Below are 19,782 nucleotides of genomic sequence, written 5' to 3'. Positions count from 1 at the left end.
GCCGGCACCGGGACTGTATTCAATGCCTGTGCGCCACGCCCGACTTCGGGCAATGGCAGGGCGCGGTGGGCCCGTACTGGATGCCGTAGCTGCGGCCGTCGCGGTGGCGCTGCCAGTAGAACTCCGGTGCCGGCCGCTGCCGGCCGCCGATCTCGGCCATGTCGGCGTTCACGTCGAACAGGCGGCCGTTGACCATCACCAGCGCGGTGCTGGCGCTGGCGCGGATGTCCTCCAGCGGGTTGCCGTCGAGCACCACCAGGTCGGCGCGCTTGCCCGGCTCCAGCGAGCCGAGCTGGCGGCCAAGGCCGATGTAGTCGGCACCGTCGATGGTCGCCGCGCGCAGGGCCTCGAAGTTGCTGAAGCCGCCCTGGGTCAGCATCCAGATTTCCCAGTGCGGGGCGAGGCCCTGCATCTGGCCGTGGCCGCCGACCTGCACGCGCACGCCGGCGTCGCGCAGGGTCTTCTTGGCGCGGGCGACCTCGATGTGCCAGTAGTCCCAGTCGGGGGCGGTCTCGCGGCGGATGGCGCGGGCGTCGAGCGTCTCGCGCGGGAAGAAGCGGTTCAACCGCTTCTCCTCCCAGACGTTGTCGCGGGCATACCACCAGTATTCGCCGGACAGTCCGCCGTAGCTGACCACCAGGGTCGGGGTGATGCGCACGTCGGTCTGCGACCACAGCTGCACCACGTCGCGGTACAGCGGCGCAACCGGAATGTTGTGCTCGATGCCGGTGACGCCGTCCAGGATCATGGTCAGGTTGTGGAAGAAGGTCGAACCACCCTCCTCCACCACCAGCATGCCCAGCTCGCGGGCGGCGCGGTTGACCTGCTGACGCTGGTCGCGGCGCGGCTGGTTGTAGCTCTTCACCGAAAAGGCGCCGTGGCTCTTCATGCGGCGCAGGTGGGCGCGGGCGTCGTCGAGCGAGTTGATGGTGGCCTTGAAGTCGCCGTCGGCGCCATAAAGGATGGTGCCGGTGGAGTACACGCGCGGGCCGACCATCGCGCCGGCCTTGACCAGCTCGGCCTGCGAGAACACGAACTCGCTGGTGGCCGAGGGGTCGTGCATGGTGGTGATGCCGTAGGCGAGGTTGGCGTAGTAGGCCCAGTTCTGCTGCGGCACCACGCCCTGGCCGAAATGGGCCGCGTGGGCATGGGCGTCGACGATGCCGGGGATGATGGTCTTGCCGGCGGCGTCGATCACCGTCGCGCCCTCGGGAATGGCCACCTCGCCGCGGCGGCCGACCGCCGCGATGCTGTGGCCGCGCACGACCAGCACGCCGTCCTCGATCACTTCCTGGGTGCGCTCGGCGTCGCGCATGGTGACGATGCGCGCGCCGGTGAAGGCGAACACATCGCTGGGCCGGTCGGTGGGCACACTCAGGCCGACGTCGATGCCCTTGAGGCTCTCGGCCTTGGGCAGCGTCGCCGGCGCATCGGGCACGAAGGCGAAGGCGTCCTTCAGCGCGCGGGTGAAGTATTCGCGGCCGACCATCCAGTGCAGCCGTTGCGAGTCGGCCGACCAGTGCAGGTAGGAGCCGGTGTCGGCGCTGAGCTGGCTCACCGGGATGGCCTTGGTGTCGCGGCTGAGCTCGATCACGCCGCCGGTCGCCGGCATCGGCGCGACATAGGCGTTGAACAGCTCGGTGAAGGCCACCCACCGCCCGTCCGGACTGAGCTTGATGTCGGTGACGTACTTCAGGTTGAACACCTCGCGCGGCTCCTCGCCGTGCAGGCCGACGCTCATCAGCTTCTTCGAGGTGCCGCCGCCGGTCAGGTAGAAGACCCTGCTGCCGTCGGCGGAGAACTGCGGATCGCGGCCGTTGCGGCTGATCCGGCGCGGCTCGCCGCCGGCGGCCGGCATCACGAAGATGCCGGTCTCGCGCGACCACAGGCTGCCGGTCAGGCCGCCGCCGCCCTGCCGTGACCACACGATCATGCGGCCGTCGCGCGAATACTGCGGGCCGTAGTAGAAGCCCTTCTCGCGGGTGAGCGTACGGCGCTCGCCGCTGGCGAGGTCGAGCTCGTGAACCGCACCCATGTCGGCGTCCGACCAGGTGGTGTAGAGCAGCCTGCGGCCGTCCGGGCTGAAGCTCGGCTGGTACTCGAAGTGTGTCTGGTCGCCGGTCAGGCGCTCGGGACGGCCGTCGGGCAAGGTCTTCTTCCACAGTTTGCCGACCGCGTGGAAGACCAGGGTGCGGCCATCCGGGCTGGTGGTGACGTCGCGGATCATGTGCGGCTGGAAGCTGTCGCCTTCGATCTGCTGCTCGAAGCGCAGCGGCTGCGCGACGGCCTGCTCGACCTGCGCGCGGAACGGGATGTTGGCCGCCTCGCCACTGGTCATGTCCACGCGCCAGAGCTTGCCCTGGGCCCAGACCACCACCGCCTTCGCATCCGGTGTCCAGGCGAAATTGGTGTAAGGGCCGAAGATCGCCCAGGCCTCCTGTTGATCGTGCGAGAGACCGTCCCACACCGGCCGCACCACGCCCGAGTCCAGATCCATCACGTGCAGCACCGACTTGTCGCGCACGCGCTTGACGAAGGCGAGCGACTTGCCGTCCGGCGAGGGCTGCGGCCGCACCGCGCCGCCCGGGGTCTGCACCAGGGTCTGGATCTCGCCGGTTTCGCGGTCCAGCCGCTTGATCGCGTAGATCACCCCGTGCGGGTTCTTGTTGTACTGGAAGGTCGGACCGGGACTGACGTCCTCCGAGAAGTACACCCAGCGGCCATCGGGCGACACCGCCGGCTCGCCGAGGTCCTGCTGGTCGTTTTTCTGCTTGGTGAGCTGCAGGCCGGCGCCGCCGCCGCGGTGGTACAGCCACAGCTCGCCCGCGCCCAGCGAGCGCTGGCCGGTGAAGTGCTTGCGGCCGATCAGGTACTGCCCGTCCGGCGTCCAGGCCGGGTTGTTGAGCAGGCGGAAGTCCTCCTTCGTCACCTGCTGCGGGTTCTTGCCGTCGACGCCGATGCGCCAGAGGTTGTTGCCACCGCCGCGGTCGGAAGTGAAGGCGATCTCGCGGCCGTCCGGCGAGAAGCGCGGCTGCACGTCGAAGGCGCGACCGGAGGTCAGGCGCTGCGCGACGCCGCCCTCGATCGGCAGCAGATACAGGTCGCCGAGCAGGTCGAACACGATCGTGCGGCCGTCCGGCGACACGTCCAGATTCATCCAGGTGCCCTCGTCGGTGACGAAGCGGACGGTCTTGGTGGCCGGCAGGCTGGTTTCGACATCCCACTTGGCCGCCTCGCCTGGCCTGCTCTGGCTGAGGGCGGGCCCGCTCAGGGCGAGGCTGAGGGCGAGGACGAGGGTGCGGCGAAGCATCGGGCGGCCTCCGAAGGTACAGGGAAGCCGTCAGGCTAGCCGAATCCGGCCGGCGTGGCGTGGGACGGAAGTCCCGCCCGCGGCTGCCACGCCCCGCCCGGACTGACGCGATACGTCAGCCGAAGGACGCGATACGTCACAAATTCGCCAAAAACCCGGCGGACACGCCCAGATGCGCGCACCCCGTCACAAAACCCGCCGCCGGTTTTCCGGACCCTGCGCAGCGCCGCCGCCCACCCCGGTGAGGACGGCCCGGCCCGATACCGAAGCAGGGAAGCTCGCGCGCCTACGGCGCATCCATGGCTCCGCCAGGGGCAGGAGCCGTCCGCGGCGGGTTTCCGGGCCCGCCTTGTACTTCCCAACGCACGGTCCGACATCCGAATGAACTTCACCCCACGCACACCCGCGCCGCGCCCGACCGCGCTCACCGGCGCCTCCCTTTCGCTCGCCTTCCCGCTCGCCCTTGCCCTCGCCTTCGCCGCCGCGCCGTCGTCCGTGCAGGCACACGGCAACCACGCGCTGCCGCCGCAGGCCTCCGAGCGCGCCCGCCCTGACACCCCGGAGATCCGCGTCGAGGGCGAGATCGAGGTGCTGGTCGAGGATTACGCCGAACATGCGGAGACCCGCTACTTCCTGCGCGCCAACGGCCGCCCGGTCGAGCTGCACTTCCGCGGCCGTCCGCCGCAGCTGCTGACCGGCACCCGCGCCACCGTGCGCGGCCGCCCCTTCAGCGCCGACCTGGAAGCGCTGTACGTCGAGAGCGGCGACAGCGTCAGCACCCAGAGCACCGTCGCCAGCAGCGGCACCCTGCCAAACACCCTCGGCGAGCAGCGCACGCTGGTGATGCTGGTCAACTTCCAGGACGACACCAGCCAGCCGATGAGCCGCGCCAGCGCGCACAGCCTGGTGTTCGGCACCGTCGGCGACTACTTCCGCGAAAACTCCGCCGGGCAGACCTGGCTCGCCGGCGACACCGTCGGCTGGTACACCATTCCGGTCAGCTCGACCTCCTGCAACAGCGGGCAGATCGCCAGCGAGGCCGAGAAGCGCGCCACCCAGGCCGGCGTCAAGGTGAGCGACTACAGCCGCCGCGTCTACATGTTCCCCAGGAACGCCTGCGGCTGGGCCGGACTGGCCACGGTCGGCGGCAATCCCTCGCAGGCCTGGATCAACGGCGTGTTCACCGTGCAGAACATCAGCCACGAGCTCGGCCACAACTTCGGCCTGCGCCACGCCAAGGCGCTGAGCTGTGACGACAGCACCAGCCTGAACTGCGTGGTGCTGACCTACGGCGACCCGGCCGACAGCATGGGCAACCGCCGCGCCGCCCACTTCGGCGCCTTCAACAAGATGCTGCTGGGCTGGCTGGGCACCGAGCATTCGCCGCAGGTGCTCGCCGCCACCCGCAGCGAGCGCTATTACATCGACGCCTACTCGGCCGGCGACAACGCCCCCAAGGCGCTGCGGGTGCCGGCCGGCAAGGATGCCGGCGGCCGCCAGCAGTACTACTTCGTCGAATACCGTCGCCCGGCCGGCTACGACGGCAGCCTGGGCAGCGTCGGCAATCTCACCTCCGGCGTGATCGTCCGCCGCGCCACCGAAGGCGACAGCGACAGCAGCTTCTTCCTCGACATGACCCCCAAGAGCAGCTCCATGCGCACCTGGGACATGGAGGACGGCGCCCTGGTACCCGGCGCGACCTTCGTCGACGCCGCCAACGACCTGCGCCTGACCCTGGCCTGGGCCGACGGCACCACCGCCGCGGTCGACGTCGCCTTCGGCGGCAGCGGGCCGGCCCCGTCCTGTTCGGCCGCCACGCCCACGCTCAGCCTGAGCGGCGGCGCCGCCGAAGTGCTGGCCGGCCAAGGCACCAGCTACACCGTCAGCCTGAAGAACAACGACAGCTCGGCCTGCGCCAGCGCGACCTTCGACCTGACCCGCGCCCTGCCCAGCGGCTGGAGCGGCAGCTTCGCCGCCAGCAAACTCTCGGTGAGCCCGGGGGCTACCGCCAGCACCACCCTGTCGGTGACCACCACCGAGAACACCGCCAGCGGCACCTACACGGTCTCGGCCAGCGCCACCCGCAGCAGTGGCGGCAACGCCTCGGCCTCGACCAGCCTGAAGGTCACCGCGCCGGTCAGCGACACCGTGGCCAGGGTCGGCACGATCACGCTGAGCAGCAGCAGCCGCGGCAAGAACGTCAGCACCACCGCCATCGCCAGCATCGTCGACCAGCACGGCAGGCCGCTCACCGGCGCCAGCGTCACCGGCTGCTTCTCCGGCGCCACCAGCGGTTGCTCGACCGCCACCACCGACGGTGTCGGCCAGGTCAGCTTCGGCAGCGGCAACTACCGCGGCGGCGGCATCACCTTCTGCGTGACCGCGGTCAGCGGCAGCCACGTCGGCAGTTTCGACGCCAGCAACAGCTGCCGAAGCAACTGAACCCCTTCCCCTGGCGAGCTTGCCAACGCGCCCCGGTTCGCCGGGGCGTTTTTTCATCCGCCGCGCACGGCCGCCATCGGCAGCGCCGTCACACGGCGGAACTCGGGATCGTCGAGCAGCGACGGGTCGGCCAGCACGGCCTCGGCGAAGTCGTGCGCGTCCTCGCCCCAGAACAGTTCGCCGCCGACCGCCAAGGTCGGCACGCCGAACACGCCGTCGGCGACGGCGGCCTCGAAGTTCTCGCGCAGCCGCGCCTTCACCGCCGGCGCGGCGATGGCGGCGGCGATGTCGTCGATACCCAGCCGTGCGGCGACCGGCGCCAGCGCCTGCGGGCTGTCGCCGGCGCGGCCTTCGCGCCAATCTGCACCCGCCAGGCCAGGCAGCCCATGCTACCGGCTGGCGCAGTGTCTGGACACCGACCGGGTGTTCCAGCGCGGTACCGGTGAAGGCTGGTCAAACGACGGCGACGTCTGACACGCCGCACACAACGGGCCCAGCGGCCGGGTTATGCTCGGGCACAACTGGAACCATGGGAGCCGTGCATGGCCACACGCCTTCGCGCCGCGCTGCTTGCCGGCCTGCTCGTCCTCGCGGCCCTCCCTGCCGCCGCCGTGGAGGTACGCGTCCTCAGCGAGGGCCGCCCGGTCGCCAACGCCGTCGTCACCCTGAGCCCGGTCGGCCGCGCCGCCACCGTCACCCCGATGGAAGCGGTGATGGACCAGGTGAACAGCGAGTTCGAACCGCGCGTGCTGGTGGTGACCAAGGGCTCGCGGGTGCATTTCCCCAACCGCGACCGCATCCGCCACCAGGTCTATTCCTTCTCGCCGGCCAAGCGCTTCGAGCTGCCGCTCTATACAGGCACACCGCCCGAGCCGGTGCTGTTCGACCGCACCGGTGTGGTGACTTTGGGCTGCAATATCCACGACTGGATGAAGGGCTATATCGTGGTGGTGGACACCCCGCATTTCGCCCTCAGTGATGCCGAGGGCCGGGTCCGGCTGGAGGCACCGCCAGGCGAGTACCTGCTCACTGCCTGGCACGAACGCCTGCCGTCGATCGATGCGGCGCCGAAGCGCCGCCTCACCCTGCCGGTCGCCGCCGCCGAAGTGCTCGAACTTCCCCTCGCCCCGCCGCCCCCGCCTCGCGGCGATGAGCGCCTGCGCGCCCTGCAGGAACGCCTGCGCACCCCGTCACGCCCCTGAGCCATGGACGAGGCGGCGGCTCTTCGGCGACGCGGCCTGCGCTTCGGCACCAAGCTGGTGCTGCTGCTGGCCGGCCTGGTGGTGGGCCTGCAGGTCGCCGGCTGGCTCACGGTGCGGGTGGCGGTGGAACGCAGCATCAAGCAGCAGCTCGAGGCCCAGCTGCGGGTGGGCGAGAAGGTCTGGAACCGGCTGCACGAGACGAAGCTGAGGCAATTGCTGGAGCGGGTCTCGGTGCTGGCCGAAGACTTTGGTTTCCGGGAGGCCATCGCGCTGCAGGATGGTCCCACCCTGGAATCCGTACTGGAAAGTGCCCACCAACGCATCGGAACGCCTTTCGGGGCGGTACTCGCTCCGGATGCCCACGTGTTGGCAACGCGCCTGCACGCCGGGGTCGCGCTGCCGGAGTCCGCCTTGCGCGGCCTGGTGGCGGAAGCCCGGAAAGACGGTTTTTCAGCCGGCATCGTCGCCCTTTCCGGCCAGCCGGTGAGCTATGCCCTGGTGCCGGTGTTCGCCCCCGATCTCGTCGGCTGGCTGGCCCTGGGCCAACCCTTCGGCACCGGGGAAACGGACGAGCTGGCCGAAATCACCGGTCTCGCGCCGAACGTGGTGCTGCGCGACATGGACCACTGGCGCACGGTGCAGGGCGTCGAGGTGGGCAGCGCCGACCTGGCAGCGCTGGACACCGGCGCGTTGCGCATCGCGCTGGAGCCGGAGGACGGTGGCGGCCCGCGGCTGGCGCTGCGGCTCTCTGCCGAATCCCTTACCCCGGTCTACCTCGTCATCGAAGCAGACCGCGGGCTGGCGATGGCGCCCTATGCCGGGCTGCAGGCCCAGGTCCTGGTGCTGTCGCTCGCCGCCGCCGCGCTGGCGATGCTGGCCGCCGCCCTCATCGGCCGGCGCGTCAGCGGCCCAGTGAGTGAGCTGGCACGGGCCGCATCGCGCATCCGCCGTGGCGAGTACGGCGCCACGCTGCCGGTCGAGGGCAGCGACGAATTCGCCCTCCTCGCCGAAGCCTTCAATGCCATGCAGCAGGGCATCGCCGAGCGCGAGCAGCGCATTCTCCACCAGGCCGGGCACGACGCCCTCACCGGCCTGCCCAACCGGGAGCGGGCCCTGAACCTGCTCAGCGAACGCCTGGCCGACCCCGCACTCCGCCAGGGCACCCTTGCGATGATCGACCTGCGCCATTTCCATGAGGTCAATGACCAGCTCGGGTATGTCCATGGTGATCTCGCCCTGATCGAGGTGGCCAACCGCCTGCGCGCCGCCGTGCGCGGCGACGATCTGCTAGCCCGCCTGGGGGGTGACGAGTTCCTGGTTGCTCTCTGGACCATGGACGCCGAGCAGGCCCACACCCGTTTCGAGGCACTGGCCGAACTATTGGCCGCCCCCATGGACGTGCAGGGTGTACCGCTGCGGCTGGAGGTGGATCTCGGCCTGGTGCCTTTCGCGCGGCTGCAGGACGGCAGCCTGCCCGATGCCCGCACGCTGCTGCGCCGGGTGGAGATCGCCAACCAGTGCGCCAAACGTGAAGGACGACGGATCGGTCTCTATCGCGAGGGCATGGATGAGCGGCATCTGCGCCAGCTGGCCATCGTTGGTGAATTGCGTAACGCCATCGAGGGCGATCAGTTCAGCCTTCACTATCAACCCAAGGTCGATCTCCGTACCCGCCGGGTTCGTCATGTCGAAGCCCTGCTGCGCTGGACCCATCCCCAGCTGGGCCGGATTGGTCCTGACGAGTTCATCCCCTTGGCCGAACGCGCAGGACTCATCGGTGCCCTGACCCACTGGGTCATCGATCACGCCTTCGCCGAGCTCGCCGCATGGCGGACGGCTGGCTTCGATCACGGGGTGGCGATCAACCTCTCCGCCATCGACCTGGCCGATCCAAATCTCGCCTCGACGGTACTCGACCGGTTGCAACATCACCGGGTGACCGCCGGCGACATCATTCTCGAGGTGACCGAGAGCGCCGTCCTGGCCGATATGGAGCGCGCCGTACAGACTCTGAAGCGCCTGCGTTCGGAGGGATTCCGGGTTTCCGTGGATGATTTCGGGACCGGACAAAGCTCGCTGGCCCAGCTCAAGCGTCTGCCAGCCGATGAGCTGAAGATCGACAAGAGCTTCGTGCTGCAGCTGGCACCCGGCACCGATGATGAACGCATCGTGCAGTCTATCGTGCAGCTCGGCCATGCCCTTGGCATCAAGGTGGTCGCAGAAGGCCTGGAAAACGAAATCGGTCTCGAAGTCCTGCTCCGTCTGGGCTGTGATGTGGCGCAGGGCTACCATTTCAGCCGCCCGCTTCCCTGCGAAGCCCTGCTCGACTGGCTGCGTCGTCGTCAGGAGCAGATGGAGGACCACGCCGCATGAGATACCCCAGCCTCCTCCTTGCCGCCGCACTACTGGGCAGCCCGGAAATCCTTGCCAGAGACATCGCCACCCCTGCCGCAAAGGGCTACGCTGGCCGCCTGCTCGCCACCGGCGGCGCCAGCAGCATCGAAGGCAGCGCCGGAGGCGGTGTCGTGCCTTGGGCGGTGATCGCCGGCTACGGCACCGACGAGCAATGGGGCGGCGCGGCCTTCGCCACCCGCGTCGACAGCGGCGATTACACACTGACCAGCCGCGGCATCGCGCTGGGCTGGCGCAACCGCGTGGAGATCGGCCTGGCACGCCAGGACTTCGGCCTGCCCACCCTGGCCGACGCGCTGGCCCTGCCAACCCGCCACTTCCGCCAGGACATCGCCCACGCCAAGCTTCGCCTCGCCGGCGACCTCGTCTACAGCCCGTGGCCGCAACTCAGCCTTGGCCTGCAGCACAAGCGCCAACGTGATTTCCTCGTGCCCTCGCTGGTGGGAGCAGTGGATGATTCCGGCAACGATGTCTACCTCGCCGCGACCAAGCTGTTCCTCGGTGGCGCTGGCGGCCGGAACCTGCTCCTCAATGGCGTGCTCCGCAGCAGCAATGCCAACCAGACCGGCCTGCTCGGCTTCGGCGGCGATGCACGGCGTGGCCGCTCCCTGCTCGGTGAGGCCAGCGTGGCGGTACTGCTCGACCCGCGCTGGGCGGTGGGCGTGGAGTACCGGCAGAAGCCCGACAACCTCGGCTTCGCCCGCGAGCACGACTGGAAGGACGTGTTCGTGGGCTGGTTCCCCAACAAGCGCGTGGCGGTGGTCGCGGCCTACGCCGACCTCGGCAGCATTGCCACCCTCGACCGACAGGAGGCCTGGTATGTCTCGGTGCAGATCAGCCACTGAGCGCGGCCTGTGCGCCGCGCTGCTCGCCCTGTTGCTGGCCGGTTGCGCCAGTAGCGGTACCCCGAAGGTCAGCCTCTACGAGCGCCTCGGTGGCAGCGAGGGCATCGATGCCATCACCTTCGACCTGCTGGCCCGCAGCGTCGCCGACCCGCGCATCGCCGACGATTTCGCCGAAGCCGACCTGGTGAACCTGCACGAACGCCTGGTCGAGCAGCTCTGCGCACTGTCAGGCGGCCCCTGCACCTACACCGGCCGCGACATGCGCGCCGCGCATGCTGGGCTTGGCCTGACCGAGGCCGACTTCAACGCCCTCGTGGAACACCTCGTGGACGCGATGCGTGCGCGCGGCGTGCCGCTGTCGGCCCAGAACGAGCTGCTGGCGATCCTGGCACCGATGCAGCGTGAGGTGATCCGGCAGTAGGCCTGCACCCCACGCCACGATCAACGCACAAGCCTCATCGCTTCATTTGCCGATGCAGAAACTGGCGAAGATCCGCCCGAGCAGGGCATCGGCACTGACTGCGCCGGTGATCTCGCCGTAAGCGTTCTGGGCCAGTCCTCCGCCCCTCGATTTCCTTGGACACGCTCTTGCGAAACCCCTCTTCAAGAGGAGAGTCCGGGATGAGGCCGGGGAAGATCGAGCGGGTGAAGGGGCACGGCAGCCGGTCGGCGAAGTCCAGGCGTGATGCGCTGCTCAGGCTGCTGCACAATGAGGGCTTGGACACGGTGTCGCGTGAGTTGAAGGTCACGGCAGCGAAGCTGATTGCGTGGCGCGAGGCGTTTGTCGCTTCGGGCGTGGCGGCCCTGAAGGCACGCGAGGCCGACGCACGGGACGAAGCAATCGAGAGGCTCAAGGCGATGCTGGACAAGATGACGATGCACTGCGAGCTGCGGCGCGACGCGATCCGGAGCCTGAAGCCGGCCTCACGCTGGGCAGAACGCGGCTGCCGAAATGAACGCAGCGACGTCGGAGGGGACGGGCCGGGTGTACAGGATCAGGCGCGTTTTCCCAGCGCGTGAAATCGCCCGCTCGACGTGGCATGCCCGGACCGCGGCCACACGGACGGGCCGTGAGCCGCCGGCCAGGCGCGGCGCGAAGGTGGCGCTCACTTCTTCGGCGTCGCGCCGCGTCCACCGCGATGATGGCGACCGGCACGCTCGATGCGTGCCGCCAATCGCTCGCGCCCTTCGGCATCGAGCCGGTCGGCCAGATCGAGCAGCATGGCGTGGGTGACGGCGGCGGCCTCGCCGTCGCGCGCGCGCAGTTCGGCGAAGGCGGCCGCCAGCGCGTCGCGGTCGTAGGGTTCGCTGCGCAGGACGGCGGCGACCGCGCGGCGCGCGGCGCGCGCGGCTTCGGCGTGCTCGCGCATCGGCGCTCGGTGGCGCGCGAAGGTTTCGCGCATCAGCGCGCGCTGCTCCGGCGCGAGCTCACGACCAAGCCGGCCCGGCGACGGCGTGCGCGCGTCCTCGCTGCGCTCGCTGCTCGCCACATCGCCGGTGTCGCCGGCCGAACGCAGCCACAGCGCGCCGAGCACGCCGGCCAGCGCGGCGTTGAGCAGCAGCGAGGCCAGCAGGGCGAGACGGAACGGGCGGGTCAGGGCGTCGCTCATGGCGTGTATTCCTCGTAGGGGTCGTCGAGCTGGGCCAGCGACAGCCATTCGGCCAGCAAGTCGTCGCCGGCCTCCATCGCCGGCAGCAACACGCCGATGGCGATGCCCAACGCCAGCGCGCCGGCCAGTGCCGGCGCGGCCAGCCGCCAACCGCCGAGCTCGCGCCACAGCCGATGCAGCAGCGATTCGGCACGCTGCGGCAGCGGCATGGCGTGCAGGAGGCGCAAACGCAGGTCGGGCGAGGGGGCGGGCGGTTGCCAGGCATCGAGCAGGGCGTCGAGTCGCGCGGCCTCATGCTGCTGGCGACGCGCCTCGGGCGAGGCCGCCAGCAAGGCGAGCGCTGCGGCGCGCTCGGCCTGCGGCCAGCGGCGCGGGTCGGCGCCGTGGGCCGCGAGCAGGTCGGCGAAGCGTTGCGGCGACAGGGGCGTGGTCATGGCAGGTCTCCGGTGAGATGCGGGCGCTCGTCCAGCAGCCGTTGGCGCAGCCCGCGTCGGCCGCGCGCCAACAGCGACTCCAGCGCATCGACCGACACGCCGAGCACGACCGCGGCCTCGGCCTGCGGCAGCTCGTGGAAGTGGCACAGAACCAGCGCCTCGCGCTGGCGTTCGGGCAGTTCGCTCATGGCATCGCGCACCCGTGCCGACACGCTGGCCTCCTGCATGCGCCACTCCGGCGACTGCTCGGGCGAGGCCGCCGCGCCTTCGTCCAGTGGCAGCAGCTCGCGACGGCGGCGCAGGCGGTCGCGGCAGGCGTTGAGCGCGACCTGGTACAGCCAGGTCGAGAAGCGCGCGCCTTGCGGCCGCCAGCGCGCGGCATGCTCCCAGACGCGCAGGAACACGTCCTGCGCGACCTCTTCGGCATCGGCGGGATCGCCGAGCACGCGCGCGGCGAAGGCGTGGATGCGCGACAGGTAGCGGTCGACCAGCGCCGCGCAGGCGGCGCGGTCGCCCGCTCCGATCCGGCGCACCAGCGCCTGGTCGTCGTCACTGTCGGCATCCGACGGCCGCATCCGGGGGAGGTTCATCGACTGGCGCCGGGATTGGCGCCCCTCGCATCATCGCTCAGCGCCTGTGAAAAAATGCACGTCCTGTGCATTTTTTCAGTCGTGAGTCCGGTACATGCCCGAACTCACTCCCGCGGCTCAAGCACTTACGTGCTCGATCCGCGCCCGGCCATCCATGGCCGGGGGCTGAGAGCTTGAAAAAAATTCACAAGCTCTCAGCGGTCGCGCCGGTGCATGCGGCCATGCTTGCCGCGGTACGCGCGGAACTCCTCCCTGGTGACGATGCCGTCGCCGTCGGCATCCATGCGTGCGACGCGCTCGCGATGACGGGCTTCGAACTCGGCCACCGACACGCGGCCGTCGCCATCGGTGTCGAGCCTGGCGAAACGTTCGCGCATGCGCTGTTCGCGCTGCGCCTCGCGCCAGGCGCGCAGTTCCTCGAAGCTGATGTAGCCGTCGCCGTCGGCGTCGATCTCGGCGCTGCGCGCGGCCAGGCGCTCTTCCAGCTCGGCCACGCCGATCGGCAGTCCGGGATGCGGCTTGGCGCTGCGTTCACCCTGCGCGTGGACCGCACCGGCGGCGAACAGGGCGCCGACGGCGCAGGCGAGCAGCAGGCGGGAATGGCGGATGGTCATGGGCGGATCCTCGTTGGGGAAGGACGAGGCCGTGGCGGGCCTCGTCACTTTCAACGCGGGGTCCGGCGCTTTCCGTCGCCACCCGGGCAGCGGCTTCAGCAACGGTCCAGCCGGCGTAGCGGCAAGGCCCGGCCTGCCCACGGGACAACCCGGGAAGGCGGCAGCCATTGGCTGCGCAGAATGGCGCGATGCGGAGAAGCGCCCGGGGCGGCCGCTGGCCGCCCCGGGCGGGGCTCAGCGGGCCGGGTAGGCGCGCGGCAGCGGGCCGGGGGCGCGCAGGTAGCGGTCGCGCAGCTCGGTCTGGCGCGAACGCATCGGGATCGCCCGGCCGTCGATCCAGACCTGCTCGGCGGCATGGGCGACGTCGAGCGGGTCGCCACTCCACAGCACCAGGTCGGCGCGCTTGCCGACCTCGATGCTGCCGAGCCGGTCGGCCAGCCCGAAGGCCTCGGCCGGCACGCGGGTCAGGCCGGCCAGGCCCGCTTCCCACGGCAGGCCATGCGCCACCGCGTTGCCGGCCAGCTGGCGCACCTTGCGGGCGTTGTGGCTGGCATCGCCCCCCTGGGTGAAGCTCACCGGCACGCCGGCGGCATGGAGGCGGGCAGCGTTCTCGAGGGTGGCGGCCAGGCTGTCGAAACTCGTTGGCAGGTTGGCCAGGCCGTCGACGAACACCGGCACCTTCGCCGCCGCCAGCTCGCGTGCGACCCGCCAGCCCTCGGCGGCTCCGGTCAGTACCAGGTCGAGCTTCTCGCGCTCGGCGAGTTTCAGCACCTGGCGGATGTCGGCCTCGCGGTCGACGGTGATCACCACCTTGCCGCGCCGGTCGAGGTAGCCGGCGAGCGTGCTGCGGCCGGCGGGCGTCAGCAACGCGCCCTGGCTGCCGGCCGGCAGGCCGCGGCCGCGCGCCTCGTCGATGGCCTGCTGCAGCAGCAGGTACTGGCCGGCGCGCGAATTGCCGGTCAGCGCGGCGAGGGCGCCGCCCAGGTTGACGAACAGCGCGCGCCGGCCCGCATAGGGCACCTCGTAGCCGCCATCCAGCCGCACCGCGCCGCCCTGGCCGGCGATGATCGAACCGCCCGGCGCGGTGCCGGCCGCCAGCACGGTGTAGGTCAGGCCCTCGATGCGGGTCACCGGTACCAGGGTGCTGCGCGGGTTGTAGGCCAGGGTGACGTCGAACTCCGGGCGGGTCTGGGCGACGATGCCCGGCGCCGGCGCGCCGAGCACCACGGTGGTGTCGTTGGTGGGCTGCTCGGCGGAGACTTCCTCCAGACCGATGCCGGTCAGGCCGGCGAACAGCCCGGGCGTGAGCGGGCGGCCGCGGGCATCGACGACCGCCACGCCGGCCGGCGCGGACAGGCCGGGCCCGACGGCGCGGATCACGCCGCCCTGCACCAGCACGTCGGCATCGCGCAGCGTGCCCTGCGGGCCGGCGGTGTGAACGGTGGCGCCGCGGATCAGCAGGTCCTGCGCGGACGCGCCCAGGCTGGCGGCGGCCAGTGCGAGGGAAAGGGCGATGCGCTTCATTCCGCCACCTCCTGGCCGAGCATGAAGTCGGACACCGGCTGCAGGGCCGGATCGTTGCGGTCGTAGAGCCGGGCGCCGTCGATCCAGACCTGCTCGGCCTTGGCGTAGACGCTGAAGGGGTTGCCGTTCCACAGCACCACGTCGGCCATCTTGCCGGCCTCCAGCGTGCCGGTGACCTCGGCGATGCCCAGCGAGCGGGCGGCGTTGCTGGTCAGCCAGCGGATCGCGCGCTCGGGCGGGATGTCGATGCCGGCCTGGCGCGCCTTGGCGATCACCTTGGCGGCCTCCTGGTTGAGCCGCTGGATGCCCTCGGCCGAGTCGGAGTGGACGATGGCGCAGCCGCCCTCGGGACGGTCGACCAGGGCGATGTTCTCCTGGATGCCGTCGTAGGCCTCCATCTTGAAGCCCCACCAGTCGGCCCACAGCGCGCCGCAGACGCCCTCCTCGGCCAGCCGGTCGGCCAGTTTGTAGGCCTCCACACCATGGTGGAAGGCGGCGATCCTGAACCCGAACTCCCTGGCCAGATCGAGCATCAGCGCCATCTCGTCGGCGCGGTAGCAATGGATATGCACCATGATCTCGCCGCTGATCGCGCCGGCCAGCGTCTCCAGCCGCAGATCCTGCTTGGGCGGCTTGCCGTTGCCGGCCGACTTGCCCCTGCCCTTGCCGTCGCCCTGCGCGGCGCGCTGCTGCTGCAGGTACTCGCGGGCGTCGATGAAGGCGGCGCGATAGCCGGCCATGTTGCCCATGCGGGTCATCGGCGACTGGCCCTTGCCGCCATAAAAGCGCTTGGGGTTCTCGCCGCAGGCCATCTTCAGGCCGTGCGGCGCACCGGGGAATTTCATCGCCTGCACGCTGTCGGCATAGACGTTCTTGAGCGTCACGCCGCGCCCGCCGATCAGGTTGCCGGACCCGGGCAGCACCATCAGCGTGGTGACGCCGCCGGCCAAGGCGGTGGCGAAACCCGGATCCTGCGTCCACACGCCGTGCTCGGCCCAGACATGGGGCGTGACCGGCTGGGTCATCTCGTTGCCATCGCTGTGCGCGCTCACGCCGGGGCTCGGGTACACGCCCAGGTGCGAGTGCACGTCGATGATGCCGGGCGTCACCCACTTGCCGCTGCCGTCGACCACCTGGGCGCCGGCCGGCGCCTGCAGGCCGTGGCCGACCCCGGCGATCTTTCCGTCGGCCATCAGCACATCGGCGCCGTCCAGGCGCTCGCCGGTGCCGGTCAGCACGGTGGCGTTGCGGATCAGTACCGGCGCCGCGGGCACGGCGCGGTAGGTGCTCGCATAGGGACCGGGCGCCGGGTCGGCGGCCGACGCCGGCCCGCCCATGGCCAGCAGGGCGGCGGCCAGCCCGGTCAGGGCAAGCTTGCGCATGGAGACTCCTCATCGTGTTGTGGAGCAGGTGGCCCCCGACCCTAGCCGGCTTCGCCATGTGCCGCCAGTGGGCCGAAAGTCATGCCTGCCTCGCCCGGCGTCTAGAATGGCAGGGAAAAGGAGACCACAACGGATGAAGGACAAGCACGAGATCGTCACCAACTGGCTGCCGCGCTACACCGGCATGCCGGTCGAAAGCTTCGGCCAGCACGTGCTGCTGACCAACTTCGGCGGCTACCTGGACACCTTCGCGCGCCTGACCGGCGCGCAGGTGGTGGGCCGCGACCGGCCGATGCCCAGCGCCACCGCCGACGGCATCACCATGATCAACTTCGGCATGGGCAGCGCCAACGCCGCCACGGTAATGGACCTGCTCAGCGCGTACGGCCCCAAGGCAGTGCTGTTCCTCGGCAAGTGCGGCGGACTGAAGAAGAAGAACCAGCTCGGCGACCTGATCCTGCCGATCGCCGCCATCCGCGGCGAGGGCACATCCAACGACTACCTGCCGCCCGAGGTCCCGGCGCTGCCGGCTTTCGCCTTGCAGCGCGCGGTGTCGACCATGATCCGCGACCTCGGCCACGACTACTGGACCGGCACCGTCTACACCACCAACCGCCGGGTCTGGGAGCATGACGGGGAGTTCAAGGCCTACCTGCGCAAACTGCGCTGCATGGCGATCGACATGGAGACGGCCACGGTCTTCTCCGCCGGCTTCGCCAACGGCATTCCGTCCGGCGCGCTGCTGCTGGTGTCGGACCAGCCGATGATCCCCGAGGGCGTGAAGACCGAGGCCAGCGACCGGGTGGTGACACAGAACTTCGTCGAGGCGCACATCCAGATCGGCATCGAGGCGCTGAAACTGATCCGGCGCCACGGCAAGTCGGTCAAGCACCTGCGCTTCGACGAGTGAGCCGGCGATGAGCATAGAGGCCCACTTCATCGTCGTCGCCCTGCTGGCGATCGCCTGGATGCTGTTCGACAACCACCTGTACTACCGCTATGTGCTGCCGGTGCTGCGCGAGGTGAACGGCGAATCGGCCGCCCGCCCGCAGCTGCTGCCATGGCGCCGTCACGAACAGGTCGAGGCGTTCCTCGGCCTGCTCGACGAGATCGACCGCCGCCCCTGGTTCGCCTGGCCGCTGCGGCACCGCCGCTTCATCGCCCTGATGGGCGTGCCGCTGGCGATGACGGTGCTGCTGCGGATGTGGGTGCAGCTGCAGTGAGCGGCGCCGACGCGCGCTTCACCGGCCGCGGCGATACTGCCGCGCACCCTTCCCGCCGGAGCCCCCGATGAGCCCCGCCCGCCCCGTCGTCCTGGTCACCGGCGCTGCCAAGCGCATCGGCGCCGCCATCTCCCGTCACCTGCACGCCGCCGGCTGCGACCTCGCCCTGCACTACCGCCATTCGGCCGGGGAAATGCAGGCGCTGGTGGACGCGCTCGAAGCCGAGCGTCCGGGCAGCACCCTCGCCCTGCAGGCCGACCTGGCCGACACCGCCGCGCTGCCCGGGCTCATCGAGCGCACGGCCGCCCATTTCGGCCGGCTCGACGGGCTGGTCAACAACGCCTCGACCTTCTACGCCACGCCACTGGGCACGATCACCGAGGCGCAGTGGGACGAACTGTTCGCTTCCAACGCCAAGGCGCCGCTGTTTCTCGCCCAGGCCGCCGCCCCGCACCTGCGCGCCGCGCGCGGGGCGATCGTCAACATTCTCGATATCTATGCCGAGCGGCCGTTGGCCGAGCTCGCGGCCTATGCAGGCTCGAAGGCGGCACTGACGGCCCTGACCAAGGCACTGGCGCTCTCGCTGGCACCGGAAGTACGCGTGAACGGCATTGCACCCGGCGCCGTCATCTGGCCCGAAACAGGCAAAAGCGTGGACGACATCCGGCACATCATCGACCGCACCCCGCTCGGTCGCGCCGGCTCGCCAGACGAAATCGCCGACGCCGTCCAGTGGCTACTCTTCCAGGCCGGCTTCATGACCGGTGAAGTACTCCGCCTCGACGGCGGCAGATGCCTTACGCTCTGACCGGAACCCACAATCCATGGACCTCAAGCAACTCCGACTCGGACAGACGCCACGCCTGACCAAGGCCGTCGTGTTCCTGCTGCTCGCATTGCAGGTGGCGATCGGACTTTTCTGCGCCTACCTGTTCGTGCACTCGCCGAACACCGAGCATTCGGCCTTGATCCAGGCGGCCGCCTATTCGCTCGGCGCCGGCGTCCCTCTGTTCGCGCTGGCTCTGCTGGTGGTCACGGCACGCTCGGGCATCCGGGCCGTGGAAGCGCGCAAGACGGCGCTTTTCCTCGACATCGTTCCCCGCGCGCTGAGCCACGTGGATCTTGCACCGCAGGATCCATCGCTGGGCATGGTCGCTTATCGCGGCAAACGCTTGCGTGCGGCGCGCGTGCGCCCCGAGCGCCCGCCAGTACAGCTGGAAGTCGGCTTGACCCGCGACGCATCGACGGCGAGCTACCGCCTGGAAGCGGCGCACCACGGCATGCCGGTGGTCCTTTGGCTCAGCATCGACCTCAAAATCGACCAGGCCACCGTCTGCCTGCGTGCGCCGGAAGCAGCCATCCCTCCGGGTACCAAGCTTGCGGATCACTGCCCGTCGACACTGCACGGCGCCACCGTCAGCGGCGGCTACAAAATCGACCCGGTCGAGCGCGCCGACCGCATCGCCGGGCGCTCCTATCGGACATTGATCCTCCGCCGCAGCTTCGTCGGCGACGAGTTCCTGTGGGACCCAGCCAACACCTTCTTCTTCGTCGAGGATCTGGGCCTGATGGTGGCCTCGTTCATGCGCGAATGTTCGGCTCTCCTGGCGCCACCGACATCGGACCCGGAGCCCGACCGCGCCGTCGAGCCGGCCGTAACGGCCTGAGCCGGCAGCTCAGCCGCCAGACCCACGCCACCATTCGCCCGTCGCAAATGGATTCATCCTGCAAGCCTCCGGGTTTGCGGCGCATAGCGCCGACAGGGAGCGGCCAACCACGGGGTGCAGTACGTCGGGAGCAATGTCGGCCATCGGCCGCAGCACGAAGGGCTGGGTGAGCAGCTCCGGACGCGGGAGCTCGAGGTTGCCTTTGCCGCGATAGACCAGGTCGTCGTAAAGCACCAGATCGATGTCGAGCGTGCGACTGGAGAACCGCGGCACGTCGCGACGACGGCCTTGCGCGTCTTCCAGGGCGTGAAGCCAGTCGTCGAGTGCATCTGGCGACAGCCCGGTCTCGATCCGGGCCGCTGCGTTGAGAAAATCGTCCCCTTCGAATCCGACGGCAGGTGTCCGATACAGGGGCGACAGCTCGACCCGGCCGAATCGCTTTTCCAATGCGGCAGCCGCCGCGCACAGATTGCGCTGCGGATCGACGTTGCTGCCCAGACTCAGATACGCCGTCGGCATGAGCATGT

Annotated in this window: 19 protein-coding genes; 10 read left to right on the top strand and 9 right to left on the bottom strand. The window is 70.1% G+C overall.

The window, feature by feature from the left end; translation table 11 throughout:
* Positions 1-19: 19 nt before the first annotated feature.
* Complete coding sequence (locus tag HNQ58_RS02810; RefSeq protein WP_183947273.1) at positions 20-3,310, bottom strand: amidohydrolase family protein; 3,291 nt, start codon at positions 3,308-3,310, stop codon at positions 20-22.
* A 381-nt stretch (positions 3,311-3,691) separates the two neighbouring features.
* Between HNQ58_RS02810 and HNQ58_RS02805 the strand changes: the two genes are divergently transcribed.
* The gene (locus HNQ58_RS02805; RefSeq protein WP_183947272.1) at positions 3,692-5,752 is read left to right on the top strand and encodes an NEW3 domain-containing protein; all 2,061 of its coding nucleotides are present in this window, start codon (positions 3,692-3,694) and stop codon (positions 5,750-5,752) included.
* Positions 5,753-5,805: 53 nt separating this feature from the next.
* Here HNQ58_RS02805 and HNQ58_RS02800 read toward each other — a convergent pair whose 3' ends face one another.
* Positions 5,806-6,126, bottom strand: a complete 321-nt coding sequence (locus tag HNQ58_RS02800; RefSeq protein ID WP_281379547.1) for a DsbA family protein — start codon at positions 6,124-6,126, stop codon at positions 5,806-5,808.
* Between the two features lie 168 nt (positions 6,127-6,294).
* Between HNQ58_RS02800 and HNQ58_RS13585 the strand changes: the two genes are divergently transcribed.
* The 5 genes from HNQ58_RS13585 to HNQ58_RS02775 all read left to right on the top strand — a co-directional run bounded on the left by HNQ58_RS13585 (position 6,295) and on the right by HNQ58_RS02775 (position 11,231).
* The gene (locus HNQ58_RS13585) at positions 6,295-6,954 is read left to right on the top strand and encodes a cupredoxin domain-containing protein (RefSeq protein WP_183947271.1); all 660 of its coding nucleotides are present in this window, start codon (positions 6,295-6,297) and stop codon (positions 6,952-6,954) included.
* Positions 6,955-6,957: 3 nt separating this feature from the next.
* Positions 6,958-9,327, top strand: coding sequence for a putative bifunctional diguanylate cyclase/phosphodiesterase (locus tag HNQ58_RS02790; RefSeq protein ID WP_183947270.1), 2,370 nt, complete (start codon positions 6,958-6,960; stop codon positions 9,325-9,327).
* The gene (locus HNQ58_RS02785; protein WP_183947269.1) at positions 9,324-10,211 is read left to right on the top strand and encodes a DUF3034 family protein; all 888 of its coding nucleotides are present in this window, start codon (positions 9,324-9,326) and stop codon (positions 10,209-10,211) included. Before HNQ58_RS02790 ends, HNQ58_RS02785 begins: the two co-directional genes overlap by 4 nt.
* Positions 10,186-10,632, top strand: coding sequence for a group I truncated hemoglobin (locus tag HNQ58_RS02780; protein ID WP_183947268.1), 447 nt, complete (start codon positions 10,186-10,188; stop codon positions 10,630-10,632). The genes HNQ58_RS02785 and HNQ58_RS02780 overlap by 26 nt, the downstream gene beginning before the upstream one ends.
* Before the next feature lie 200 nt (positions 10,633-10,832).
* Positions 10,833-11,231, top strand: coding sequence for a hypothetical protein (locus HNQ58_RS02775; RefSeq protein ID WP_183947267.1), 399 nt, complete (start codon positions 10,833-10,835; stop codon positions 11,229-11,231).
* Positions 11,232-11,317: 86 nt separating this feature from the next.
* Here the strand turns inward: HNQ58_RS02775 and HNQ58_RS02770 are convergent, their stop codons facing one another.
* The 6 genes from HNQ58_RS02770 to HNQ58_RS02745 all read right to left on the bottom strand — a co-directional run bounded on the left by HNQ58_RS02770 (position 11,318) and on the right by HNQ58_RS02745 (position 16,365).
* Entirely contained in the window at positions 11,318-11,821 is a 504-nt protein-coding gene (locus HNQ58_RS02770) for a periplasmic heavy metal sensor (protein WP_183947266.1), read from the bottom strand.
* Entirely contained in the window at positions 11,818-12,255 is a 438-nt protein-coding gene (locus tag HNQ58_RS02765; RefSeq protein ID WP_183947265.1) for a hypothetical protein, read from the bottom strand. The genes HNQ58_RS02770 and HNQ58_RS02765 overlap by 4 nt, the downstream gene beginning before the upstream one ends.
* Positions 12,252-12,845: an RNA polymerase sigma factor gene (locus HNQ58_RS02760; RefSeq protein ID WP_183947264.1), complete on the bottom strand. Its 594-nt coding sequence runs from the start codon at positions 12,843-12,845 to the stop codon at positions 12,252-12,254. The genes HNQ58_RS02765 and HNQ58_RS02760 overlap by 4 nt, the downstream gene beginning before the upstream one ends.
* Before the next feature lie 194 nt (positions 12,846-13,039).
* Positions 13,040-13,459: an EF-hand domain-containing protein gene (locus HNQ58_RS02755; RefSeq protein WP_183947263.1), complete on the bottom strand. Its 420-nt coding sequence runs from the start codon at positions 13,457-13,459 to the stop codon at positions 13,040-13,042.
* A 234-nt stretch (positions 13,460-13,693) separates the two neighbouring features.
* Positions 13,694-14,983 carry an amidohydrolase family protein gene (locus HNQ58_RS02750; RefSeq protein ID WP_183947262.1) on the bottom strand — a complete coding sequence of 430 codons (1,290 nt, stop codon included), beginning with the start codon at positions 14,981-14,983 and terminating at the stop codon, positions 13,694-13,696.
* A complete protein-coding gene (locus HNQ58_RS02745) occupies positions 14,980-16,365 on the bottom strand; it encodes an amidohydrolase (protein ID WP_183947261.1) in 1,386 nt (461 codons plus the stop codon). Before HNQ58_RS02745 ends, HNQ58_RS02750 begins: the two co-directional genes overlap by 4 nt.
* Before the next feature lie 133 nt (positions 16,366-16,498).
* Here HNQ58_RS02745 and HNQ58_RS02740 point away from each other — a divergent pair, with 133 nt between their 5' ends.
* From HNQ58_RS02740 to HNQ58_RS02725, 4 genes are all read left to right on the top strand, one after another.
* Complete coding sequence (locus HNQ58_RS02740) at positions 16,499-17,275, top strand: AMP nucleosidase (protein ID WP_183947260.1); 777 nt, start codon at positions 16,499-16,501, stop codon at positions 17,273-17,275.
* Between the two features lie 7 nt (positions 17,276-17,282).
* Positions 17,283-17,588 carry a hypothetical protein gene (locus HNQ58_RS02735; protein ID WP_183947259.1) on the top strand — a complete coding sequence of 102 codons (306 nt, stop codon included), beginning with the start codon at positions 17,283-17,285 and terminating at the stop codon, positions 17,586-17,588.
* Positions 17,589-17,655: 67 nt separating this feature from the next.
* Positions 17,656-18,396 (top strand): pteridine reductase, encoded by a 741-nt coding sequence (locus tag HNQ58_RS02730; protein WP_183947258.1) that lies wholly within the window; start codon positions 17,656-17,658, stop codon positions 18,394-18,396.
* 16 nt (positions 18,397-18,412) lie between these two features.
* The gene (locus tag HNQ58_RS02725) at positions 18,413-19,255 is read left to right on the top strand and encodes a hypothetical protein (RefSeq protein WP_183947257.1); all 843 of its coding nucleotides are present in this window, start codon (positions 18,413-18,415) and stop codon (positions 19,253-19,255) included.
* Positions 19,256-19,264: 9 nt separating this feature from the next.
* Here HNQ58_RS02725 and folK read toward each other — a convergent pair whose 3' ends face one another.
* Positions 19,265-19,780, bottom strand: coding sequence for a 2-amino-4-hydroxy-6-hydroxymethyldihydropteridine diphosphokinase (folK, locus tag HNQ58_RS02720; RefSeq protein WP_343057164.1), 516 nt, complete (start codon positions 19,778-19,780; stop codon positions 19,265-19,267).
* Positions 19,781-19,782: the final 2 nt, after the last annotated feature.

Source organism: Rehaibacterium terrae (assembly GCF_014202935.1).
Taxonomy (GTDB): Bacteria; Pseudomonadota; Gammaproteobacteria; order Xanthomonadales; family Xanthomonadaceae; genus Rehaibacterium; species Rehaibacterium terrae.
Note: the sequence above shows the minus strand (reverse complement) of the source record. Positions and strands in the feature narration are given on the sequence as shown.

Bases quoted from the DNA above. Each gene is read 5' to 3' on its own strand.
- HNQ58_RS02745 (WP_183947261.1), bottom strand. From the start codon at position 16,365: ATGCGCAAGCTTGCCCTGACCGGGCTGGCCGCCGCCCTGCTGGCCATG.
- HNQ58_RS02740 (WP_183947260.1), top strand. From the start codon at position 16,499: ATGAAGGACAAGCACGAGATCGTCACCAACTGGCTGCCGCGCTACACC.
- HNQ58_RS02770 (WP_183947266.1), bottom strand. From the start codon at position 11,821: ATGAGCGACGCCCTGACCCGCCCGTTCCGTCTCGCCCTGCTGGCCTCG.
- HNQ58_RS02735 (WP_183947259.1), top strand. From the start codon at position 17,283: ATGAGCATAGAGGCCCACTTCATCGTCGTCGCCCTGCTGGCGATCGCC.
- HNQ58_RS02760 (WP_183947264.1), bottom strand. From the start codon at position 12,845: ATGAACCTCCCCCGGATGCGGCCGTCGGATGCCGACAGTGACGACGAC.
- HNQ58_RS13585 (WP_183947271.1), top strand. From the start codon at position 6,295: ATGGCCACACGCCTTCGCGCCGCGCTGCTTGCCGGCCTGCTCGTCCTC.
- folK (WP_343057164.1), bottom strand. From the start codon at position 19,780: ATGCTCATGCCGACGGCGTATCTGAGTCTGGGCAGCAACGTCGATCCG.
- HNQ58_RS02765 (WP_183947265.1), bottom strand. From the start codon at position 12,255: ATGACCACGCCCCTGTCGCCGCAACGCTTCGCCGACCTGCTCGCGGCC.
- HNQ58_RS02730 (WP_183947258.1), top strand. From the start codon at position 17,656: ATGAGCCCCGCCCGCCCCGTCGTCCTGGTCACCGGCGCTGCCAAGCGC.
- HNQ58_RS02775 (WP_183947267.1), top strand. From the start codon at position 10,833: ATGAGGCCGGGGAAGATCGAGCGGGTGAAGGGGCACGGCAGCCGGTCG.
- HNQ58_RS02780 (WP_183947268.1), top strand. From the start codon at position 10,186: ATGTCTCGGTGCAGATCAGCCACTGAGCGCGGCCTGTGCGCCGCGCTG.
- HNQ58_RS02790 (WP_183947270.1), top strand. From the start codon at position 6,958: ATGGACGAGGCGGCGGCTCTTCGGCGACGCGGCCTGCGCTTCGGCACC.
- HNQ58_RS02755 (WP_183947263.1), bottom strand. From the start codon at position 13,459: ATGACCATCCGCCATTCCCGCCTGCTGCTCGCCTGCGCCGTCGGCGCC.
- HNQ58_RS02805 (WP_183947272.1), top strand. From the start codon at position 3,692: ATGAACTTCACCCCACGCACACCCGCGCCGCGCCCGACCGCGCTCACC.
- HNQ58_RS02725 (WP_183947257.1), top strand. From the start codon at position 18,413: ATGGACCTCAAGCAACTCCGACTCGGACAGACGCCACGCCTGACCAAG.
- HNQ58_RS02785 (WP_183947269.1), top strand. From the start codon at position 9,324: ATGAGATACCCCAGCCTCCTCCTTGCCGCCGCACTACTGGGCAGCCCG.
- HNQ58_RS02810 (WP_183947273.1), bottom strand. From the start codon at position 3,310: ATGCTTCGCCGCACCCTCGTCCTCGCCCTCAGCCTCGCCCTGAGCGGG.
- HNQ58_RS02750 (WP_183947262.1), bottom strand. From the start codon at position 14,983: ATGAAGCGCATCGCCCTTTCCCTCGCACTGGCCGCCGCCAGCCTGGGC.